18 protein-coding genes are annotated in these 20,602 nt (G+C 59.4%); 14 read left to right on the plus strand and 4 right to left on the minus strand.

Going from position 1 to position 20,602, the window contains the following annotated elements; genetic code table 11:
- Positions 1-55: 55 nt before the first annotated feature.
- Entirely contained in the window at positions 56-1,471 is a 1,416-nt protein-coding gene (leuC, locus tag SULPSESMR1_RS16800) for a 3-isopropylmalate dehydratase large subunit (protein ID WP_089421909.1), read from the minus strand.
- A gap of 427 nt (positions 1,472-1,898) precedes the next feature.
- Between leuC and SULPSESMR1_RS16805 the strand changes: the two genes are divergently transcribed.
- Positions 1,899-3,215, plus strand: a complete 1,317-nt coding sequence (locus tag SULPSESMR1_RS16805) for a mechanosensitive ion channel family protein (RefSeq protein ID WP_240311476.1) — start codon at positions 1,899-1,901, stop codon at positions 3,213-3,215.
- On the opposite strand, the gene SULPSESMR1_RS16810 is transcribed toward SULPSESMR1_RS16805, so the two are convergent.
- Positions 3,212-4,435: a tetratricopeptide repeat protein gene (locus SULPSESMR1_RS16810; RefSeq protein WP_089421911.1), complete on the minus strand. Its 1,224-nt coding sequence runs from the start codon at positions 4,433-4,435 to the stop codon at positions 3,212-3,214. The two genes, SULPSESMR1_RS16805 and SULPSESMR1_RS16810, sit on opposite strands and share 4 nt — an antisense overlap.
- Positions 4,436-4,673: 238 nt before the next feature.
- On the opposite strand from SULPSESMR1_RS16810, the gene rsfS reads away from it, so the two are divergent.
- The gene (gene rsfS, locus SULPSESMR1_RS16815) at positions 4,674-5,039 is read left to right on the plus strand and encodes a ribosome silencing factor (protein ID WP_089421912.1); all 366 of its coding nucleotides are present in this window, start codon (positions 4,674-4,676) and stop codon (positions 5,037-5,039) included.
- Between the two features lie 7 nt (positions 5,040-5,046).
- A complete protein-coding gene (rlmH, locus tag SULPSESMR1_RS16820; protein WP_089421913.1) occupies positions 5,047-5,517 on the plus strand; it encodes a 23S rRNA (pseudouridine(1915)-N(3))-methyltransferase RlmH in 471 nt (156 codons plus the stop codon).
- A 17-nt stretch (positions 5,518-5,534) separates the two neighbouring features.
- Here rlmH and SULPSESMR1_RS16825 read toward each other — a convergent pair whose 3' ends face one another.
- Positions 5,535-6,233: a DUF599 domain-containing protein gene (locus SULPSESMR1_RS16825; RefSeq protein ID WP_089421914.1), complete on the minus strand. Its 699-nt coding sequence runs from the start codon at positions 6,231-6,233 to the stop codon at positions 5,535-5,537.
- Positions 6,234-6,313: 80 nt separating this feature from the next.
- Here SULPSESMR1_RS16825 and SULPSESMR1_RS16830 point away from each other — a divergent pair, with 80 nt between their 5' ends.
- From SULPSESMR1_RS16830 to SULPSESMR1_RS16855, 6 genes are all read left to right on the plus strand, one after another.
- Positions 6,314-7,762, plus strand: coding sequence for an FAD-linked oxidase C-terminal domain-containing protein (locus tag SULPSESMR1_RS16830; RefSeq protein ID WP_089421915.1), 1,449 nt, complete (start codon positions 6,314-6,316; stop codon positions 7,760-7,762).
- Between the two features lie 61 nt (positions 7,763-7,823).
- A complete protein-coding gene (locus SULPSESMR1_RS16835) occupies positions 7,824-8,939 on the plus strand; it encodes an FAD-binding protein (protein WP_421086558.1) in 1,116 nt (371 codons plus the stop codon).
- Positions 8,936-9,298: a hypothetical protein gene (locus SULPSESMR1_RS16840; RefSeq protein ID WP_089421916.1), complete on the plus strand. Its 363-nt coding sequence runs from the start codon at positions 8,936-8,938 to the stop codon at positions 9,296-9,298. Before SULPSESMR1_RS16835 ends, SULPSESMR1_RS16840 begins: the two co-directional genes overlap by 4 nt.
- Positions 9,299-9,308: 10 nt before the next feature.
- Entirely contained in the window at positions 9,309-10,697 is a 1,389-nt protein-coding gene (gene glcF, locus SULPSESMR1_RS16845) for a glycolate oxidase subunit GlcF (protein ID WP_089421917.1), read from the plus strand.
- Between the two features lie 69 nt (positions 10,698-10,766).
- Complete coding sequence (locus SULPSESMR1_RS16850; RefSeq protein ID WP_240311415.1) at positions 10,767-11,579, plus strand: trypsin-like serine peptidase; 813 nt, start codon at positions 10,767-10,769, stop codon at positions 11,577-11,579.
- Between the two features lie 163 nt (positions 11,580-11,742).
- Entirely contained in the window at positions 11,743-12,213 is a 471-nt protein-coding gene (locus SULPSESMR1_RS16855) for an Hsp20 family protein (RefSeq protein ID WP_089421918.1), read from the plus strand.
- Between the two features lie 140 nt (positions 12,214-12,353).
- Here SULPSESMR1_RS16855 and SULPSESMR1_RS16860 read toward each other — a convergent pair whose 3' ends face one another.
- Positions 12,354-13,829: an NAD-dependent succinate-semialdehyde dehydrogenase gene (locus SULPSESMR1_RS16860; protein ID WP_089421919.1), complete on the minus strand. Its 1,476-nt coding sequence runs from the start codon at positions 13,827-13,829 to the stop codon at positions 12,354-12,356.
- 80 nt (positions 13,830-13,909) lie between these two features.
- Between SULPSESMR1_RS16860 and SULPSESMR1_RS16865 the strand changes: the two genes are divergently transcribed.
- The 5 genes from SULPSESMR1_RS16865 to SULPSESMR1_RS16885 all read left to right on the plus strand — a co-directional run bounded on the left by SULPSESMR1_RS16865 (position 13,910) and on the right by SULPSESMR1_RS16885 (position 20,580).
- The gene (locus SULPSESMR1_RS16865) at positions 13,910-14,695 is read left to right on the plus strand and encodes an alpha/beta hydrolase (protein ID WP_089421920.1); all 786 of its coding nucleotides are present in this window, start codon (positions 13,910-13,912) and stop codon (positions 14,693-14,695) included.
- 222 nt (positions 14,696-14,917) lie between these two features.
- Complete coding sequence (locus SULPSESMR1_RS16870) at positions 14,918-16,150, plus strand: aminopeptidase P family protein (protein ID WP_089421921.1); 1,233 nt, start codon at positions 14,918-14,920, stop codon at positions 16,148-16,150.
- A gap of 196 nt (positions 16,151-16,346) precedes the next feature.
- Positions 16,347-17,423 (plus strand): hypothetical protein, encoded by a 1,077-nt coding sequence (locus SULPSESMR1_RS16875; RefSeq protein ID WP_089421922.1) that lies wholly within the window; start codon positions 16,347-16,349, stop codon positions 17,421-17,423.
- 37 nt (positions 17,424-17,460) lie between these two features.
- Positions 17,461-18,576, plus strand: coding sequence for a hypothetical protein (locus SULPSESMR1_RS16880; RefSeq protein WP_089421923.1), 1,116 nt, complete (start codon positions 17,461-17,463; stop codon positions 18,574-18,576).
- Between the two features lie 69 nt (positions 18,577-18,645).
- A complete protein-coding gene (locus tag SULPSESMR1_RS16885) occupies positions 18,646-20,580 on the plus strand; it encodes an AAA family ATPase (protein WP_089421924.1) in 1,935 nt (644 codons plus the stop codon).
- The last annotated feature ends 22 nt before the right edge of the window (positions 20,581-20,602 follow it).

Consider the following 20,602-nt stretch of genomic DNA (forward strand, 5'->3'; position numbering starts at 1 on the left):
CCTCTGGCGGGTGACGCGTGGCCCTGCACGTGATGCGGGGCCAGCGTTCACGGGCTTACATCAGGTCGCGCACATCGGTCAGACGGCCTGTGATCGCCGCCGCCGCTGCCATCGCAGGCGACATCAGGTGGGTGCGTCCGCCCCGGCCCTGACGACCCTCGAAGTTGCGGTTGGATGTGGCGGCGCAACGTTCGCCGGGGCTCAGCTGGTCGGGGTTCATCGCCAGACACATCGAGCATCCCGCCAAGCGCCATTCGAAACCGGCATCCTTGAAGATATCGGCCAGACCTTCTTCCTCGGCTTGGGCACGGACCAGACCGGAACCGGGCACGATCATCGCGCGCAGACCGTCCTTGATCTTCTTGCCCTTCAGGATCGCAGCAGCGGCGCGCAGGTCTTCGATGCGGCCGTTGGTGCACGAGCCGATAAAGACCGTGTCGATCTCGACTTCGCTCAGCGGGGTGCCGGGTTTCAGACCCATATAGTCAAGCGAGCGTTGCGCCGCATCGACTTTGCCGCCGGTGAAATCGCTGGCCGATGGCACGTTGGCCGTGATCGGCAACACGTCCTCGGGCGAGGTGCCCCATGTGACGACGGGCGCAATGTCTTCGGCCTTCAGGGTGATGACCTGATCCCACTGGGCGTCATCGTCAGAGAACAGCGTTTTCCACCATGTTACCGCAGCTTCCCACTCGGCGCCTTTGGGGGCGTGGGGGCGACCCATGCAATATTCGAACGTCTTTTCGTCGGGGGCGATGATGCCCGCGCGCGCGCCGCCTTCGATGGCCATGTTGCAGACGGTCATGCGGCCTTCCATCGACAGCTCGCGGATCGCTTCGCCGCAATATTCGATGACATAGCCGGTGCCGCCGGCGGTTCCGGTCACGCCGATGACGGACAGGGTGATGTCCTTGGCCGTGACACCGGGGCGCAGCTTGCCGGTGATCTCGACCTTCATGTTCTTGGATTTCTGCTGGATCAGCGTTTGCGTGGCCAGAACGTGTTCCACTTCGGATGTGCCAATACCGTGGGCCAGCGCGCCGAATGCGCCGTGGGTCGCGGTGTGGCTGTCACCGCAGACAACCGTCATGCCAGGCAGGGTCCAGCCCTGTTCGGGGCCGACAATGTGCACAATACCCTGACGCACGTCGGACACGGGGTAATAGTGAATGCCAAAGTCCTTGGCGTTCTTGTCCAGCGCTTCGACCTGAATGCGGCTTTCTTCGTTCATGCCGCCATTGGCACGGTCCAGCGTGGTCGGCACGTTGTGGTCGGGAACTGCGATAGTCTGACCGGGCTTGCGCACAGTGCGGCCTGTCATACGCAGACCCTCGAACGCCTGCGGGCTGGTCACTTCGTGAACCAGATGGCGGTCGATATAAAGCAGGCAGGTGCCATCGTCAGCCTCGTGGGCGACGTGGGCATCCCAGATCTTGTCATAAAGCGTCTTGGAGGATTTGGTGGGGGACATGAGGGACCTCTCCCGTATTTTGAATGCTGAAATGTCGTGGGGTTTCGGGTGCGCGCGACTTTATAGTCGCGCCAGCACCGCGTGGGTCGCCCCGAAGAAGCGTTCGCGCAGCCGGGCGCGGTCGTCGATGTTAAACAGACGTGTCATAGGCGCACAGATACGCCTTTGACCCTTGTCGTGCAAGGTAGACTCTTGAAAAGAGCCGTTGGCGCGCATCAGCCCATGGTTTGCGCCCTGTCAGGGATTTTACACGTGCGATTGCCCAATCCGTTTGTCTTGCACACGGCTAAGTCTAAGTGCAACCTAAGCACCAAGACAGGGAGTGCGCATGGAGAACACCACCGAAACCGGGGCAAAATTCGGTCTGGATTTGCTAGAGGCCATTCGCACGTCGGCAGGGACTATCCAGTCATTCCTGATCAGTCTGATGCAGCCCGGTTGGCGCCTTTATCAAGTTCTGATCATCATCGCCCTTGCTGTTCTGTGTTATGGTCTGCACAAATTTTCGGGGCGTATTTTGCAGTCCTGGGTGCGCTCGCGTGAGGGCTGGAAGGCTTGGCAGCTGCGTATGGTCGTGCAAATCCGGCGCAGGCTCGGGCTTTTGTGGTATTCGGTTCTGGGTTGGACCCTTTGGCTGGTCATGCAGGAAATCACGTGGCCGTCGCGTTCCTATCTGATCGGACTGGCTGCAACTCTGGCAACAGCATGGGCGTTTATCGGGTTTTCGGCACGGCTGGTGCGCAACCGGTTTTTGCGGCGGGTGGTGACATGGAGCCTTTGGATCTATGTCACGCTGTTCTATCTCAATGTCTCCGACGAAGTGGCGGCCTTTCTGGACCGCATGGCGGTGGCGGTTGGGGATTTCCGGCTGTCGTTGCTGACGCTGATCATTGCCGCCGTTGTGATCGGTGTGCTGTTCACGCTGGCACGTCTGCTCAGCAACACCACAGCCGCGACCATTCGCAAAAACGAAGACATTAGCCCGTCGATGCAGGTTCTTGCCGTTAAGGCCGTGCAGATCGGGCTGTATGGATTTGCCTTTTTCGCGGGGATCAAGGCGGTTGGCATTGATTTGACCGGCCTTGCGGTATTGACCGGTGCCATCGGTGTTGGTTTGGGCTTTGGTCTGCAAAAGGTAATTTCGAACCTTGTGTCGGGTGTGATCATCCTGCTCGACAAGTCGATCAAGCCCGGCGACGTTATCAGCCTTGGCGATACCTTTGGCTGGATACAGACACTGGGTGCGCGTTATGCCTCTGTGGTTACGCGGGACGGCAAGGAATACCTGATCCCGAACGAAGACCTGATCACCGGACAAGTGGTGAACTGGTCGCATTCCAATGATTTCGTGCGGCTGGATATCTATTTTGGCACCTCTTACACGGATGATCCGCATCAGGTACGCAAGCTGGCCATCGAGGCCGCCAAAAGCGCCGACCGCGTGCTGAGCCACCGTCCGCCGGTCTGTCACGTTGTGGGCTTTGGCGACAGCAGTGTGGATTACATCCTGCGGTTCTGGATCAAGGATCCCACAGGGGGCCTGACCAACATTCGCGGCAATGTCTATCTGGCGCTGTGGGACATCTTCAAGGAAAACGACATTTCGATTCCCTTTCCGCAACGCGAAGTGCGGATGCTGGGCGAGACATCCAAACAGGCCTTTGGCGAAAAGGCTCCGTCCCCGGCCGACGCCGAGACCCCGGTTGCAAAGGACGACACGGCACCCAACACGTCGTTCGGTTAATCCAGCGTCAGCGCCTCAATGGCGTCGTCGTTGCCCCCTTTTGCGGCCAGCTTGAGGTATTTCAGATAGGCGACGGGATCGGGGGCCAGACCGCTGCCGCCGATGTAAAGCTGCGCCAGTGCAAAGGCCGCGTCGGCGTCGCCATTGTCAGCTGCCTTTTGCAGATAGGTTTGGGCCAGTTGCGGATCGCCCTCGCCCAATTTGCCATCAACCAGCCATTCGCCATAGATGCGCTGGGCAGGAGGGTAGCCCGCCTCGGCAGCGTCCAGCAGCAGTGCGCGTCCCCTATCCACGTCGGTATCGCCATTGGCGTGTTCTACCAGCATCCGGCCAAGCGAATAGCTGCTAACCATATCGCCTAAGGTGGCACCCTGCTCCAGCAGATCGCGCGCGGCGGCCGGATCGCGCTGGACATAAGTGCCTGCCCAGTAAAGCGTCGCAAGGCCGTTGAAGGAGATCGGGTAGTTGTCTTCCTGCGCTGCTTTGCCAAGTATTTCCACGGCGCGCGGATCGCCCGCCTTGTCATAAGCGCGGCCCAATTCAAAGCGGATACGGGGACTGACGTCACCAGCGGCATAGGCGTTCAGGCAGGCGGTGGTGGCAGTGTCCGGGTCTATATCTTCCCACGCCACGCCCGGCGCATCTGATTCGCTGTCATAGGGGTGGGCGGCGGCGGCATCACAGGCGGCAATCCATTTCTCGCGCACCTCCGGGCCACCTGCGCTGATCTGTTGCGCGGCGCGGGCGGCATCGACAGCATTGCGCGATCCGGCCAGCGGGAAGGTGGCGCTTTGATCGCCTGCCTGAATGGTCCAGTCACGCGCGGCCTGAAACAGTTCGACGTCCTCTTCTGAAATGAAGAAACTATAGGACACCATACCGTCGGTCTTGGGCTGCTCACGGCGCAATTTATTGCCCGACACCGTGACTGTACGCGCCGACCCGTCGGTCATGGTTATGGTTGATTTGACGCTGTCCTCGAACGCAGTTTCAGGAATAACAGCACCAATTGCGGTGTTTTTCCCTTCGGCGTCCAGCACCATGATGGCAAAGCTGTAATCCTCAAGGATCACGCCCGCCGTATGCACGCCTTCGTCATACAGCAGGTCGCCCGGTTGGTGATAGCGCCATTCCTTGAATACCACCTCTTGGGCACACACTGCGCCAGAGGTGCTGCACACAGCCAGAACAACGTAGAAAGCACGGGTGAAATGTTTCATCAAACGGTCCTTGATGTCAGGTCGGGATACCTTAGCGACAGCAGGATGCCGCACGCAAGTTAAGCATCAATCGGCCCTCCAACGCGGTGACGTCAGGCATGCGTTGAAATCTGCCCTGCGGCTTGCTACCTTATGGGTGTATCCCAGCGCCGGGGATCTGGCGGCGCGTATCTAGGAGGGCAATGTCCTGTCAATCCACACAACGTCGGCACCGGCTGCCGACCAATCGGGCGCACTGATGAGCGCCGTCGCACCCGAAGCAGGCAGCGAAGCGCAGTTGGCTTTGATACTTTCTTCCCTTTCCGATGACAAAGCTGAAGACGTCGTGCAGATCAACCTGCGCGGCAAGACGGCCTTTGGCGACTATATGGTCGTATGTTCGGGCAGGTCATCGCGTCAGGTTGCTGCCATTGCTGAAAAGCTGGTGCAACGTCTGAAAGAAGCATTTGGTCGCCCCGCGCGGATCGAGGGCAAGGACACAGGTGACTGGGTTCTGGTCGATACAGGTGACGTTATCGTTCACGTGTTCCGGCCCGAAGTGCGCGAGTTCTACCAGCTTGAAAAGATGTGGCAGGGCACAGGCGAAACCACCGCCGCCAGCTGACGCATCTATGAAGGTTCATATCATTGCCGTGGGGCGCCTGCGTGGCGGCCCCGAGGCTGATCTTATTTCCGACTATCTGACACGTTTCGACCGTACCGGACGGGCTATGAGCCTTGGTCCGGCGCAGGTCGTTGAAGTGGACGACCGCAAAGGGGGCGGCATGGCCGCCGAGGCCGAGCTGTTGCGCCGCGCGGTGCCCAAAGGTGCGCTGCTGGTGGTGATGGACGAACGCGGACGGGTGGAAACGTCGCCCAGATTTGCCAAGCGTCTGGCCGGTTGGCGCGACGACGGGCGCTCTGATCTTGCGCTGGTGATTGGCGGGGCCGACGGTATTGATCCGTCACTGCGCGCCGAGGCGGACTTTGCGCTGTCGTTCGGGGCGATGGTTTGGCCGCACATGCTGGTGCGGGTGATGCTGGCCGAGCAGTTGTACCGCGCGGCGTCTATTCTGTCGGGTGCGCCCTATCATCGGGACTAAAGCTGGCGCATGTCTTTTTATTTAGCCTTGCCCATCAGGATGCGCCGTGAATGGGACGCAAACTCGCGGCGCCAGATGATGGCAAGGGTGAACGCTGTCGCAATCATCAGCGGAATGGGGCCAAGCAGCCACGCGGCCATTGCAACGCCGAAATAGACCGCGCGCAAACCGCGGTTAAAACTGCGGGCTGCCGTGATGTTGATTTCGGCGGACTGGTTGGCGCGCGGCAGGGCAATAGGGTCTTCGGGGTCGTTGGGCACCGAGGCCATAACAACGGCGGCGTAGCCGAACAGCCGATTGGACCAGACAAACTTCAAAAAGGCGTTGGTCAGAAAAAGGCTGATGATCAGCAGCTTTGCTTCCCAGACAAAGATCGGTTCCGACACCATGACCAGATCGTTCGCGATGTCCGTGATGTGCTCGGCATTGCCGAGCATCGCCAGCGTGCCACCGATGGCAATGGCGACGGTGGACGCAAAGAAGGCAGTGCTCTGGCGCAGACTGGCAAGAATCTGGGCATCAAAGATACGCGGGGAGCGGTTGATCATCTGGACCATCCACTCGCGCCGGTATCCAGACATGATCCGCGCCGTCGAGGGATATTTGAGCGTTGTGCTTTCGACGCACCAGCCGATCAGCAACCAAGCGGTGATCAGCAGGCCCAGAGCCACGTAATCCAATGTATCAAACAGGGTAAGGCGATGGGTCCATGTCATGCTAGAGTGATAGGGTGTTGCCCTGCCCCTTGTCACGCTGTCAAATTGGTAATATTATTTTACCAATAGGAGGAGATGCCATGGAAATGCCGATCCCGAATCCAGATGTGCTGGTGCGCAAGGGCCATGTGGTTGAGCGTTTGTTGCAGGTTCTGCCTGCTGACGCCGTGATCAGTGATGTGGCCGAAACACGCGCCTACGAGTGTGACGCGCTGACCGCCTATAAATGCGCACCGATGGTTGCGGTCTTGCCCGCGACGACCCAAGAGGTCTCGGATGTGCTGCGTATCTGTCACGAAGAGGGCGTGCCGGTGGTGCCGCGCGGCTCTGGCACATCGCTGGCCGGTGGGGCATTGCCCACGGCTGATTGTGTGATTCTGGGTGTCGCGCGAATGAATGATGTGATCGAAACGGATTATGCCAACCGGATCATCCGTGTGCAGACAGGGCGGACCAACCTGAGCGTCACGGGCGCTGTCGAGGAAGACGGGTTTTTCTATGCACCTGATCCCTCGAGCCAACTGGCCTGTGCTATCGCGGGCAATATCGCGATGAACAGCGGCGGGGCGCATTGCCTGAAGTATGGGGTGACGACGAACAACCTGATGGGCGTCACGCTGGTGCAGATGGACGGCACCGTGGTCGAGATCGGCGGCGCATATCTGGACGCAGGCGGGCTGGACCTGCTGGGTGTCATCTGTGGGTCCGAGGGCCAGTTGGGCGTGGTGACCGAGGCGACCTTGCGCATCCTGCACAAGCCCGAAGGCGCGCGGCCCGTGCTGATGGGCTTTGACGACAACGAAGTGGCCGGCGCCTGCGTTTCCGACATCATCAAGGCAGGCGTTCTGCCCGTGGCGATCGAGTTCATGGACCGGCCTTGTATCGAGGCAACAGAGGCCTTTGCCGGTGCCGGTTACCCCGACTGCGAGGCGCTGTTGATCGTCGAGGTGGAAGGGTCGGAAGCCGAAATCGACGACCAACTGGGGCGGATCATGGAGATCGCACGGCGGCACAATCCGGTCGAACTGCGCGAAAGCAAATCGCCAGAGGAAAGTGCGCGCATCTGGCTGGGTCGCAAAAGCGCCTTTGGGGCGATGGGGCAGATCAACGATTACATGTGTCTCGACGGCACGATACCGGTGTCGTCGCTGCCCTTTGTGCTGCGCCGCATTGGCGAAATGTCGGTGGAATATGGTCTGCGCGTTGGCAACGTGTTTCACGCAGGGGATGGAAACATGCACCCGCTGATCCTGTTCGACGCCAACAAGCCGGGCGATCTGGAACTGTGCGAGGCTTTTGGCGCCGAAGTGCTGAAACTGTGCGTCGAGGCGGGTGGCTGTCTGACCGGTGAACACGGTGTGGGCATCGAAAAGCGTGACCTGATGCATGTGCAGTACACGATGGACGATTTGGAGGCGCAGATGGCGGTAAAGGATGTGTTTGATCCGCAATGGTTGCTGAACCCTGCGAAAGTATTTCCGCTGGATGCCTCCGATGCGCGTCGCACAGTAGCGATTGCTGCGCAGTAGGGGGCCAGCCCCCTTGGCGCTTGCGCGCCTGACCCCCCGGGATATTTGGAGCCAAAAGAAGATGTTGAAACCCCAGAGCGAAGAAGAACTGGCCGGGATGATTGCCGGGGCCGAAGGGCCTTTGGCGGTGCAGGGCGGTGGCACGCGTGGTTTTGCGGGCGCGGGCGAAGTGCTGTCGTCCGCGGGGCTGAGTGGTATCGCGCTTTACGAGCCTGGTGCGCTGACGCTGGTGGCGGGGGCCGGCACGCCGCTGGCCGAGATTAAGGCGGCGCTGGCCGCTGAAAACCAGCGGTTGGCGTTCGAACCGATGGATCACCGTGCGCTGCTGGGCACCACAGGCACACCGACAATCGGCGGCGTGATGTCGGCCAATGTCAGCGGACCGCGCCGGATTGCGGTGGGGGCCGCACGCGATTTTGCGTTGGGCGTGCGGTTTGTCGATGGCAGCGGACGGATCGTGAAGAATGGCGGGCGGGTGATGAAAAACGTCACCGGCTATGATCTGGTAAAGCTGTTGTGCGGATCGTTCGGCACTTTGGGTGTGCTCAGCGAAGTTGCGATGAAAGTGCTGCCCGCGCCGGAGACCGAGGCCAGCCTGGTGATTGGCACGACCGACGTCGAACGTGCGGTGGCGGCGTTATCGCGCGGTTTGGGGTCCGCCTTCGAGGTCACGGGGGCGGCGTTTTTGCCAGACCGCGGGGCGGTGGTCCGGATCGAAGGATTCGAGGCATCTGTTGCGTACCGACTGGGTGCGCTTGAGGGCGTTTTGAGCAGCTTTGGCGGCATTGAACGGCTGGATGCGGCAGCGTCGCGGATTTTGTGGCAAGATGTGCGTGATGTGCAGCGGTTTGTCGGGCGTGCCGGCGATGTCTGGCGTGTGTCGGTCAAGCCGAGCGATGCACCCGCAGTCGTTGCCACTTTGCCTGAGGATGCGGATTATGCGCTGGATTGGGGTGGGGGCCTGATTTGGGTCCTTTGCGTCGAAGGGACGGATTTGCGGGCCAGAATCGCGCCGCTTTCAGGGCATGCCACCCTTGTGCGGGCGGATGCACAGGTGCGGACGCAGTTGGGTGTTTTCCACCCTGAATCGCCAGCACTGGCCGCATTGACGAACGGGGTGCGGGCGCGGTTTGATCCGCGTGGTGTGCTGACTACCAGTGGCAAGATGGCGGCGTGACAGTGTTGTGGCTGGTCCTGTTCGCCGTGGTTTTTGCCCTCGGTCCGTGGGTGTTCTTGCAGCTGATGCGATTGGCACCTTCTCCGGTGGTCTTGGTTGGCCTGATAGTGATGGCCGCCGCAACCAGCCTGTGGCTGCGGTTTCTGGCACCCGTTCCGTGGGGTGCGAATGTCTGGGTCACCTGGATTGGCATTGCGCTGATCTGGACGGCATGGATTGCGATGCTGGCGCTGGCCATGCTGGCCATGCGGCAGGTTGATCCGGGGCGGACCATGCGCCGCTGGACGGGCGTGATTGGCGCAATGGGCACCACGGTGCCGTGGTTTGGTCTGGCGTTCGCCCGACTGCTGAACAGTTGAAAGAGAGACGATGCAAACGACATTCACGCCCGAACAAATGCAGGATCCGAAGATTCAACGCGCCAACCAGATTCTGCGGGCCTGTGTGCATTGCGGGTTTTGTACGGCCACCTGCCCCACTTATCAGGTGCTGGGTGACGAGTTGGACAGCCCGCGCGGGCGCATCTATCTGATCAAGGATATGCTGGAAAACGAACGCGTGCCGGATGAAAAGACGGTCAAGCATATCGACCGCTGCCTGTCGTGTCTGGCCTGTATGACGACCTGTCCCTCGGGGGTGCATTACATGCATCTGGTCGATCAGGCACGCGAGTATATCGAGGACAATTACAAGCGCCCCTTCAGCGACCGCGCATTGCGCTGGGTGCTCGCGCGGGTACTGCCCTATCCGACACGGTTCCGTATCGCCTTGCTGGGGGCTAAGATGGCGCGGCCGTTTGCACGGCTCCTGCCTGATCCACGGCTGCGCGCGATGATCGCGATGGCACCGAAACAGATACCCCCCGTCAGCCGCAACGACGATCCGCAAAGCTTTGCGCCCACAGCCCCACGCACCAAGCGGGTGGCACTGATGACCGGTTGTGCGCAAAAGGCGCTGAACACCGACATTAACGACGCCACAATTCGCCTGCTGACGCGGCTGGGTTGCGAGGTGGTGGTGGCCAAGGGTGCGGGCTGTTGCGGGGCGTTGACGCACCACATGGGCAAAAGCAGCGAAAGCCATGCCGCGGCGGCTAAAAATATCTCTGCTTGGGCCGCCGAAATGGATGGTGACGGGCTGGATGCAATTGTGATCAACACCTCGGGCTGTGGCACGACGGTGAAGGACTACGGGCACATGTTCGCGCGCACCGATCTTGAAGGTGATGCCAGGCGTGTGGCTGAAAAGGCAATGGATATCAGCGAATTGCTTGTGCAAATGATGGCGCCCGAACATATTGCGCGCAGCCCCAACATGGCCGAGATGGGCATTGCCGGAGCAGACGCCACAGCCCCCAAGGACAGTGACCGCACGGTCACCGTTGCCTATCACGCGGCCTGTTCGCTGCAACACGGCCAGCAGATTAAAACCCATCCCAAGACCCTGCTCAAGATGGCCGGTTTTGGTGTGGTCGAACCGGCAGACAGCCATTTGTGTTGCGGCTCGGCGGGCACATACAACCTGATGCAGCCCGAGATTTCGGCGCAGTTGAAAGCGCGCAAGATACGCACGATCGAGGCGAAGAAACCCGATATTATCGCCGCAGGCAACATCGGCTGCATGATGCAAATCGGCAGTGCAACGGGCATTCCTGTGGTGCATACGGTCGAGCTGTTGGACTGGGTCACAGGCGGGCCAAAGCCACCTGCGTTGACGCGCACAGAAGACCATCCGAATCCTGTGCCGATTTTGCGTTGAATTTCTACATTGCCACAATGTTGCCGTATCGCACCCTTAGGCCTGTGCGGCACCCGTTAGGAGAAGTCGATGCGGCGTTGGATGATCCTGTCTTTTATGGCCCTTGTGGTCACATCCTCTGCTTTTGCGCAGGACGCGCAATTGCGCCGGCTTGAGACGACGAACACAGGTCGCGAATGGGAGGCCGTGGGGCGGCTGGATATGGACGGGGTCGGCTTTTGTACCGGTGCGCTGATCGCGCCCAATCTGGTGCTGACGGCAGCGCACTGTCTGTTCGACAAACGCTCGAAGCAGCCCATTGACCATGACAAGATCGAATTTCTGGCGGGATGGCGCAACGGGCGTGCTTCGGCCTATCGCAATGTGCGCCGCGCTGTGGTGCATCCGGCCTATGTCTATGATGGCGAGGTTTCGTCCGCGCGTGTTCGAAACGATCTGGCGCTGCTCGAGCTGAGCCAGCCCATTCGCAACACCACCATCCGCCCCTTTGGCACCGCAGTGCGGCCTGCCACCGGTGACCGTGTGGGTGTGGTCAGCTATGCCAAGTCGCGATCGGAAGTGCCGTCGTTGCAAGAGGTCTGCACGGTGCTGTCACGTCAGGAAGGCGTGCTGATCACATCGTGCAGCGTCGATTTTGGATCATCCGGCGCGCCGATCTTCAGCTTTGACGGTGGCGAGGCAAACATCGTGTCCGTGGTTTCGGCCAAGGCAGAGCTGGACGGAAAGAACGTGTCGCTGGGCACTTCGCTGGCCGAGCCACTGGAAGAATTGCGGTCGGTCTTGCTTGCTGGTGGCGGATTTCAGCAGGATGCATCGCCTTCGGTAAACCGTGTGCGCGTTGGCGTGCGTAACGATACCGGCGCAAAATTCGTCAAACCCTAGGCGATTGTTAAAAGCCCCGTTTAAGCGGCTCTTGAAACCGTAAAATCCATCCCCACATTTAATCTGCCGAAACGCCTAAGCAGGGTTCCGGCAACTGCAAAACAGGCCTGTCCACGGATGGAGGGCCTGACCTGAAATCGCTCACTGTAAGAGGATGACACATATGCGAACCTTTGATTTTGCACCGCTGTACCGCTCAACCGTTGGCTTTGACCAAATCGCCGACATGATGGACCGCGTTCTGACCAACGACCACGCGCAGAACACATATCCCCCCTACAATATCGAGAAAACCGACGACGACGCCTATCGTATCTCGATCGCCGTTGCGGGGTTCTCTGATCAGGATCTGTCCGTGGAAGTGCGGGAGAAGGCGTTGATCGTCTCTGGCCGCAAGGCGGATGAAGAGTCCAGCCGAAGCTATCTGCACCGTGGTATCGCCACCCGCGCGTTTGAACGCCGGTTCCATCTGGCAGATCATGTGGTCGTCACGGGTGCGTCCCATGCTGACGGGATGCTGCATATCGACCTGCAACGCGAAGTCCCCGAGGCGCTGAAGCCCCGCCAGATCGAAATTTCCGGCGGCACCAAATCCATCGGCAAGGACGTCGTGGACGCCAAATCGGTGAACTAAGCCGAAATTGAGCCTTGACGTTTCTGGCCCGTACGCATCCGCGTGCGGGCCATTCTTGTATCTGTGTAGTGGCTATGTCGTGTTGTACATAAAACAGGGCGAACCTGTACAAGTTCGCCCTGTGATAGCATTCGGCAGGTTCAGACCGACATGCAGATGTATTTCATCTCTTGGTAATCTTCCATGCCGTGATGGCTGCCCTCGCGGCCCAGACCCGATTGTTTGACTCCGCCAAAGGGGGCCAGTTCGGTGCTGATGATGCCGGTGTTGATACCGACGATGCCATACTCCAGCGCTTCGGCGACTTTGTACACGCGGCTTAAATCCTTGGCGTAGAAATACGAGGCCAGACCAAAGATCGTATCATTGGCCATCTCGATCACCTCGTCCTCGTTGTCGAACTTGAACAGCGGTGCCAGCGGGCCAAAGGTTTCTTCGGTTGCTACGGCCATGTCCTGCGACACGCCGGTGATGATGGTGGGCGCGAAAAAGTTGCCCTCCATATTGTCCTGAGCGTCGCCCAGAATAACCGTGGCGCCCTTGGCCTTGGCGTCCTTGATGTGCTCGATGACCTTGTCTCCAGCTTCGGGATTGATCAACGGGCCCAGTTCTACGCCAGGTTCCAGACCGTCACCCACCTTCATCTGCGATACGCGATCTTTCAGTTTTTGCGCAAAGGCGTCGTAGACACCGGCCTGCACATAGATGCGGTTCGCACAGACGCAGGTCTGGCCGTTGTTGCGGAATTTGCACATGATCGCGCCTTCGACGGCGGCGTCCAGATCGGCATCGTCAAACACGATGAACGGCGCGTTGCCGCCCAGTTCCATCGAACATTTCATGACCTGTTCCGAGGCCTGCTTCAGCAGGATGCGGCCCACTTCGGTTGATCCGGTAAAGGTTAGTTTGCGTACTTTGGGGTTCTCGCAGAACTCTTTGCCCACGGCAGAAGACGACGACGACGGCACCACGTTGAACACGCCCGCAGGGATGCCCGCGCGTTCGGCCAGAACGCCCATGACGATGGCGCTCAGCGGGGTTTCGGCAGCAGGGCGCGCGACAAAAGAACAGCCTGCGGCCAGCGCCGGACCTGCCTTGCGGGTGATCATCGCATTGGGAAAGTTCCACGGCGTAATCGACGCTGCCACGCCGATGGGTTGCTTGATAACGGTGATGCGTTTGTCCCGCTGATGGCCGGGAATGGTTTCGCCGTAGTTGCGCTTGGCCTCTTCGCCAAAGAACTCGATGAAGCTGGCACCATAGGCGATCTCGCCCTTGGCTTCGGCCAGCGGTTTGCCCTGTTCGGCGGTCAGAATGGTGCCCAGATCGTCCTGATTTTCCATCATCAGATCGAACCACTTGCGCATGACGGCAGCGCGTTCCTTACCTGTCCAGCTGGCCCAATCCTTTTGCGCAGCTTCGGCGGCGTCAATGGCTCCGGCGACTTGTGCACGCGACAGGTCGGCCACTTGGGCGATCACATCGCCACGGGCAGGGTTGGTCACATCGAAAGTGCCGTCGTCACCGTCGACCCATTTCCCGTTCACATAGGCGCGGGTTTCCAGCAGTGAGGGGTCTTTCAGCAGGCTCTTCAGGTCGGTCTTTGCACTTGGCATTGCATCTCTCCAGATTTTGTCTCGTGCAGCAAAACCAACTCCTGCTATGAATGTCCAGTTCCAGACGCAAGGGAAGCGACATGCCAGTAAACGACGATGCCTATGCCAACGGTGCACACATTCCGGACGGGGCCAGCTTTCCCGACCGATGGGTGCGCGATGCAACCGCTTTTCGTGACGCGATGGGAGCGCGGGCACAATTGGGTTTGCGATATGGCCCCAGCCCACGCCAAAACTTTGACCTGTTCGAGCCCGAGCGCACAGCCAAGGGTACACTGATATTCGTGCATGGCGGCTTCTGGCGGATGCTGTCGCCGCAGGACTGGTCGCATCTGGCGGCTGGTGCCGTGGCACGTGGTTGGACGGTTGCATTGCCGGGTTATGAGTTGTGCCCGGACGTGCGTATCGCCGGTATCACTCAGTCGATCGCGCAGGCGGTGCAGGTGATCGCGGGCAGGACCACAGGGCCGCTTGCACTGGCCGGGCACAGCGCGGGCGGTCATCTGGTGGCGCGGATGTGTGCCAACGGGATGCTGCCCGCAGATGTCGCAGCCCGGGTGCGTCATGTCATGCCCATCTCGCCGTTGTCGGATCTTGAGCCGTTGTTGCTGACTGCGATGAACGACGATTTCCAGATGGATGCCGGAATGGCCCGCGCAGAAAGTCCCGTCTACCAGCCCGCCCCAGAACGTGACGTGACCGTCTGGGTGGGGGGCGCAGAACGTCCAGCGTTTCTGGATCAGGCGCGCTGGTTGGCAGAAGCGTGGAGATGTGGCCACCACATTGCAGCGGGAAAGCATCACTTTGATGTGGTTGATCCGCTGACGGAACCGGATAGCGCGATGTTGCAAAGGCTGCTGGGCTAGAAACGTCACAAGAGCGCGCGGCAAAGTGTCGAACCGCTGGCTGCGCGCAAATTGCGATTAATCTTTTGCAAAAGGTCGTCTGCGACACGCGCAGGGTCCGTTGAATGCTTTTGCCGCGTCGTGTGATGGCGTAGAATAAGGGCAGACCGCGCGATGGCGTCGCCGGTGCCTTTTCAAAATATGTCCTGAACGCCGGGATCTTTCTGCGAAGGAGGGTCTGACATGACCGTTCAAAACCCCATCACTACACCCGCGCGTCCGGATTTCCATCGTGTACACAATGGCACCAAAGCGCCCCTGCAATTCTCGGGCGCAGCATATGACGCACGCATCGCGGGTTTGCGGGCCATCATGCACGACGCGGGTGTGATCGCCGCCGTTCTGACGTCGATGCACAACGTGTCCTACTATTCTGGCTTCACCTATTGTGCGTTCGGCCGCGCCTATGCGCTGGTGGTGACAGAATCTCAGGTGGTCACGATTTCCGCAGGCATCGACGCAGGACAGCCGTGGCGGCGGAGCCATGGCGATGCGATCACCTATACCGACTGGACCCGCGACAACTTCTGGCGGGCGGTGACGTCGGTTGCCGGAACGGGCGGTGTGGTCGGGTACGAGGGCGACCATATGACATTGGACCAGCACGGCAAGATGACGGCGTTCCTGTCGCCTGTGCAGACGGTAGACATTGCCCCCGCAACAATGCGCCAGCGGATGCACAAAAGTGTGGCCGAACTGGACCTGATCCGCGCGGGGGCTGCGGTGGCTGATGTGGGTGGCTATGCCATCCGCGATGCGGTGCGTGCAGGCACCCGCGAGATCGACGTGGCAATGGCGGGTCGTGACGCGATGGAACTGGAGATTGCCCGCCGCTTTCCCAATGCGGAATACCGCGATACTTGGGTCTGGTTCCAGTCTGGGCTGAACACCGACGGTGCCCACAATCCCGTAACCGCGCGGGTGCTAGAGCATGGCGACATCCTGTCGTTGAACACCTTTCCGATGATTTCGGGCTATTACACCGCTTTGGAGCGCACTATGTTTCTGGGCGAAGTGGATGACGCATCTCTGAATATCTGGGAGGCCAATGTTGCCGCTCATGAATACGGGATGAGTTTGCTGAAACCCGGCGCGACTTGCGCTGGTGTCACCCACGCGATCAACGACTTTTTCGCAGAACGTGACCTGCTGCAGTATCGCACCTTTGGGTATGGTCATTCGTTCGGCGTGCTGTCGCATTACTATGGCCGCGAAGCCGGACTGGAGTTGCGCGAGGACGTCGATACAGTGATCGAAGAGGGCATGGTGATTTCGATGGAGCCGATGCTGACCCTGCCGCAAGGTGCGGCAGGTGCGGGCGGCTATCGCGAGCATGACATTTTGATCATCACCGCAGACGGGGCCGAGAATATTACCGAATACCCCTATGGCCCTGCGTTCAACGTGGTCGGATAACCGTCACGCTAAAGCAATTCGATGACTCCGACGCGAGGCTGCGCAGGGCCTCGCGTTTTGGTGTGTTTGTACGCTTGGTTCTTTCCTTTGATCGCTGGATTTGCGACAGTTTTTGCAAAATCGGGCCTTTGCTTGATGTAAATTCGTGTAACATTGCCTATATAGACGGCAACATATTGATACGAGGGAGAATTCGATGTCCAATTTTGACGCGCAAGTGCGTGAGTCCCAGTCACAGGTGGCGGAAGCACAGGCAAAAATCAGCGAACTGACCAGCCGGATCGAAACGGCCCGTGCCAAGTTGAAGGCGGGTGATGATGCGATGATCGACATCGAGAACGCCACGCTTGAAGATGTGCATGCCCACACCGACGTGATGAACGCCAACATCGCCGAACTGATCATGGGTCTGGACGATGTTACCTCTGCCTTCTCCAAGGACTTTGACGAGATGCGGAACAAGACGGGATGGGAAAGCGTCGTTGGCATCTTTTCGCGGGCGAAATCCGACAGTATGCGGCAGGAACGTGTGCGCAGCGCGTCGATTGACGACAAGCTTCAGGATCTGATTTCGAAATCGGACATCATTGTGAAACTGCTCGAAGGGCAGCTGAACATGCTGGAAGAGCAAAAGGTCAAGGTCGAAGGCAACCTGTCCGAGACGCTGGACGAGCGCGAATTTACCGTTCAGGAGCTAACCGCACTGCAAAACGACATCAAGGCGATGGATCCCAAGATCATTGGTCTGGAAAACAAAATCGCGTCGGAAACCGATGCTGCGGCACGCACCAAGCTGGAAACCGAACTGGCCGATCTGAATAGCCAATACAACCAGATGGTGCAGAACGAACAGGTTAAACTGGCCAAAAGCCAGACGCTTGAGCGCTATATCGAGAAGGGCAAGACCTGGATCGACTCGCTGCAAAACCAGGCGGCGACGCAGATGGTGTTGATCAACAAGCTGCAAACAGACACCAAACAGCGTGTGGTTCTTTACGATGCGTTGACCAAATCGCTGAAAACCGCCCAGCAACAGGATGTGGCCCACCGCATCAACGAAATCGGCGTGAAAACCGACCAAGAGGCGCAAACCGCGATGGCCGGTATCGGTGCCGCGACCAACACGCGGATGGCCGACATGCTGGAAGCGCATGAAGACCATATGGTGTTTGCCCGCGACGTTCTGGAGCAAAAGGCAAAGGCAGACGAACGCTTTGCCCGCCGGTTTGAAGCCATCGTAAAGAAACACGACAGCAACGCATATGGCGGGTGAGCGGGCCAGACGGCGGGGCAAAGGGACGGCCTGAACGATGATAGCCCAGAAAGACACCATCGGCCTGACCGACCTGTTCGCCTCGCGCCGGTACTTTCGCAAGTTCGAGGGGATCATGGCCCATATGACCCGTGTTGCAGGCGTGATGGAGGCCGAGGGCACACTGAGCCGTGGCGAGGTAACCATTCTTGTCGGCTATGCCTCTGCGCTGAACTATACGTTCAAGGCACTCAGCCTGAAGTACCTGCTGGTCGGGCGCGACACGGGGCGGTTCTTTGGATCACTGTCCATCGACGCATCCGAAAGCGGATTTCCGGCAGCGGACGAGCTGATCACCATGTCATCAGATGCGCAGCAGGCGGAAAAACATTTGCGCGGGATGCCGTCTGTGGAGGAACTGAAGGCGCAGATGGTGCATGTGATATTAGACGACCGCACAGTGCCGACCAAGCTGCAATTCGCCTTGTCACAACGGCTGTATTATGAGGAATTGCTGAGGGGCACATTGTTTTGGCCGCGCAACGATCCGGCCATCGAATGGCAGCGCAACATTGACCAGCGTCGGCAGTTTCGGATGCATTGGGCGGTCTACGACAGTCAGGTGAACCTGCCGGTGATCTATATGATGGATCTGGAAGACTCGGGTCGGATCGCCCTGCCCAAGGACCAGCGCCGCTGGCCCGAAGTGCAGGCGCATCTGATGGCGCAATCGCTGGGCGGGCTGAAGCTGATGACCATCGCCAAAGGCTTTGACGAGGATTTCAACGATCTGCATCCCAAACGGTTGCGCCGGTTTCACGTGGGGCCAATGTATTCGGATGCGTTTACGCGGCAGTCGGGACCGATTGGCGATGTGCTGTCACAAGCGCGCGCGCCTGACGGACAGGACTGGGCGTTGGTCTGGACCGAAGAGGATTTGCAGTCGGACCGTGTGGTAGAAGAGCGGGTTGGGTGGTTTTCATCGGTCGAGCGTGAGATTTTCAAACTGGACCCTTTTGCAGGACGCGGGGCAGACACTGGCACCACGCGGATGGAACGCAGTATTATCCTGCCGCAGCGGCCCTATCAGGTGTTGGAAGAACTGAACCCGCCGGGGTTCCGCTCGGTAGCCAAGTTCGTAGTCAGCGATGCGGGCCGGGTGCTGCGGTATTGAGCCGGACGTTTGCGGCGGTCCTGCCCTCCGGGGGAGTTTATTTTGCAAGATGAAGATTGAGGGAACGAAATGAGCCAGACAGCGGACCAGATGGAATTGCGCGAAGAAGAGGTCACCGCGCATTACGCGATGGCATTGGCAATGTTGCAGGGGTTCGACCATGCGCCGCGGATCGGCAAGGCGGTCGAGGCGCCGCGGCAAGAGGCCTCTGCCGGTATCGGCACGCGGCGGCGGTTTCGGACCACGACGCCCGGTCTGGTGACACGGCGCAGCACCGTGACGGGGGCGGTGCAACTGATAGCACGGATCGAGGGGGCAGAGGAAGGCGACGCGCTGGTTTCGCCATTGCAGGCGACGGTGCTGAACGGATTGCGACGGGCGATTTCTATCGCTCTGGCGGTGGCCGAGAATTATGCGGATGTGTCCGGTTTGGGGGATCTGAAGCGCGCGAACCTTGAGGGTGACCTGCCTGCGGCCCGCAAGACCGAGTTTTCCGAACTGCTGGCGGGCGAGGCTTTGGTCACGCTTTATGTATTTGGCAATGCCACCGCTTATCTTATGTCGTCACATCTTTCAGAGGTGACCGTGGAAGTGGGCGATGTGCAGGAGATGCTGACCGACAATGGCCAAACCGCCCTGCACGGCGCGCTGTGGGAGCTGGATCAGGACATTGCTGCACATGCCACCGATGATGCGCGTCTGGTGGCGACGGTGGCCGCATTTGCCGAAGCTTTGATGGAAAAGGTGGCCCTGCGCGCACAAGAGGCGCCGCGCCTGTCAGGCTTTACCAGTGCGGTCTGGCGGGTCGAGGCGGATGATTTCACCATCGCAGGTTTTACCCCCGCGGCCAAGGCGAAGTCGACCAAGCTGACGATGACCTTTAAAAAGCCGAACGAGGTGGTGGGCAACCACATCGCTAAATATCAGGCGATGAAGCTGTCGAAGATGCTGATGGCCTATGACTTTGACCGCCGCCTGAACCCCTTTGCCGAATTGGGCGGGTTCATCTTTACCTTTATGGGTGACGGCAAGCCGGGCACAGGCAAGACCACGCTGATCCAGATGATGGCGGGGCTGATTAACGATTATTGCACGGTTGCGGGCTATCCTTTTCGCTATCAGAACCTCAGCACCGACAACATCGACAGCTATCAGGGCAAATCGGGCCAGAACGCCAAGGCGTTTATCAATACGATCATCGACCCCAATGCCATCGGCTTTGGCACCATCGACGACATTGACCAGCTTGCGGGCAAGCGTGGCGACCGGCAGTCAAGCACGGGACAGCTTGAGATTACCGCAGTGCTGATGGAAAGCTTTGCCGGAGCCAATACCGTGGTACGGGGCAACTGCACCTTTGGCATGTTTTCGAACTATCCCGAGAACGTGGATGACGCGCTGCGCCAGCGGGCAGGGGCACGGTTTCTGGTGGACGGGCCGCAAACCCGCGAAGATTACATCGACATCCTCTATTTGCTGATGGGCAAAAACCATGACATTCCCGTGGGCCAGCACGATGTGTTTTCGGCACAAGAGATCAAATCGGCGGTGGCCGCATCGTTCGAAAGCCACAGTCGCCCGCATGAGGCAGGGTTGTTGCAGGTTTTTGACCGCGTCCACGACCAGATCGGCGCACTGGACACGATTGCCAAGCTGGGCACCTATCTGAAGGGGATCCAAGAAGCGGACGAACGCTTTACGGGCCGTGCGATCAAAAACATCACCGATGCGGTGAAAGTACGGGCGATGGATTTTGAACTGCCTGACGCATGGATGGAGAACCCCGAGCTGTTCCTGTTCAAGGATTATGACACCAAGAAAGACATGATCGCCGAGTTGCGCCAACCGATCACCGTCGAAATGGTGATACAGGAGATCAATCGCTACGCGGACAGCGAGTTCCGGTACGCGGACAAGTCGGACGAAGTGGCGATTGACGCGATGGTCCGCGACTTTGGCCGACAGGAAGCGGCGAAGAAGCGGTATTTGGAGGGGAAAGGGTGAGCCTAACTCAACTAGAATTCCA

It is taken from the genome of Pseudosulfitobacter pseudonitzschiae, from assembly GCF_002222635.1.
Lineage (GTDB): Bacteria > Pseudomonadota > Alphaproteobacteria > Rhodobacterales > Rhodobacteraceae > Pseudosulfitobacter > Pseudosulfitobacter pseudonitzschiae_A.

Coding starts and splice junctions, on each gene's coding strand:
- leuC (WP_089421909.1), bottom strand. CDS start 1,471: ATGTCCCCCACCAAATCCTCCAAGACGCTTTATGACAAGATCTGGGAT.
- SULPSESMR1_RS16805 (WP_240311476.1), top strand. CDS start 1,899: ATGCAGCCCGGTTGGCGCCTTTATCAAGTTCTGATCATCATCGCCCTT.
- SULPSESMR1_RS16810 (WP_089421911.1), bottom strand. CDS start 4,435: ATGAAACATTTCACCCGTGCTTTCTACGTTGTTCTGGCTGTGTGCAGC.
- rsfS (WP_089421912.1), top strand. CDS start 4,674: ATGAGCGCCGTCGCACCCGAAGCAGGCAGCGAAGCGCAGTTGGCTTTG.
- rlmH (WP_089421913.1), top strand. CDS start 5,047: ATGAAGGTTCATATCATTGCCGTGGGGCGCCTGCGTGGCGGCCCCGAG.
- SULPSESMR1_RS16825 (WP_089421914.1), bottom strand. CDS start 6,233: ATGACATGGACCCATCGCCTTACCCTGTTTGATACATTGGATTACGTG.
- SULPSESMR1_RS16830 (WP_089421915.1), top strand. CDS start 6,314: ATGGAAATGCCGATCCCGAATCCAGATGTGCTGGTGCGCAAGGGCCAT.
- SULPSESMR1_RS16835 (WP_421086558.1), top strand. CDS start 7,824: ATGTTGAAACCCCAGAGCGAAGAAGAACTGGCCGGGATGATTGCCGGG.
- glcF (WP_089421917.1), top strand. CDS start 9,309: ATGCAAACGACATTCACGCCCGAACAAATGCAGGATCCGAAGATTCAA.
- SULPSESMR1_RS16850 (WP_240311415.1), top strand. CDS start 10,767: ATGCGGCGTTGGATGATCCTGTCTTTTATGGCCCTTGTGGTCACATCC.
- SULPSESMR1_RS16855 (WP_089421918.1), top strand. CDS start 11,743: ATGCGAACCTTTGATTTTGCACCGCTGTACCGCTCAACCGTTGGCTTT.
- SULPSESMR1_RS16860 (WP_089421919.1), bottom strand. CDS start 13,829: ATGCCAAGTGCAAAGACCGACCTGAAGAGCCTGCTGAAAGACCCCTCA.
- SULPSESMR1_RS16865 (WP_089421920.1), top strand. CDS start 13,910: ATGCCAGTAAACGACGATGCCTATGCCAACGGTGCACACATTCCGGAC.
- SULPSESMR1_RS16870 (WP_089421921.1), top strand. CDS start 14,918: ATGACCGTTCAAAACCCCATCACTACACCCGCGCGTCCGGATTTCCAT.
- SULPSESMR1_RS16875 (WP_089421922.1), top strand. CDS start 16,347: ATGTCCAATTTTGACGCGCAAGTGCGTGAGTCCCAGTCACAGGTGGCG.
- SULPSESMR1_RS16880 (WP_089421923.1), top strand. CDS start 17,461: ATGATAGCCCAGAAAGACACCATCGGCCTGACCGACCTGTTCGCCTCG.
- SULPSESMR1_RS16885 (WP_089421924.1), top strand. CDS start 18,646: ATGAGCCAGACAGCGGACCAGATGGAATTGCGCGAAGAAGAGGTCACC.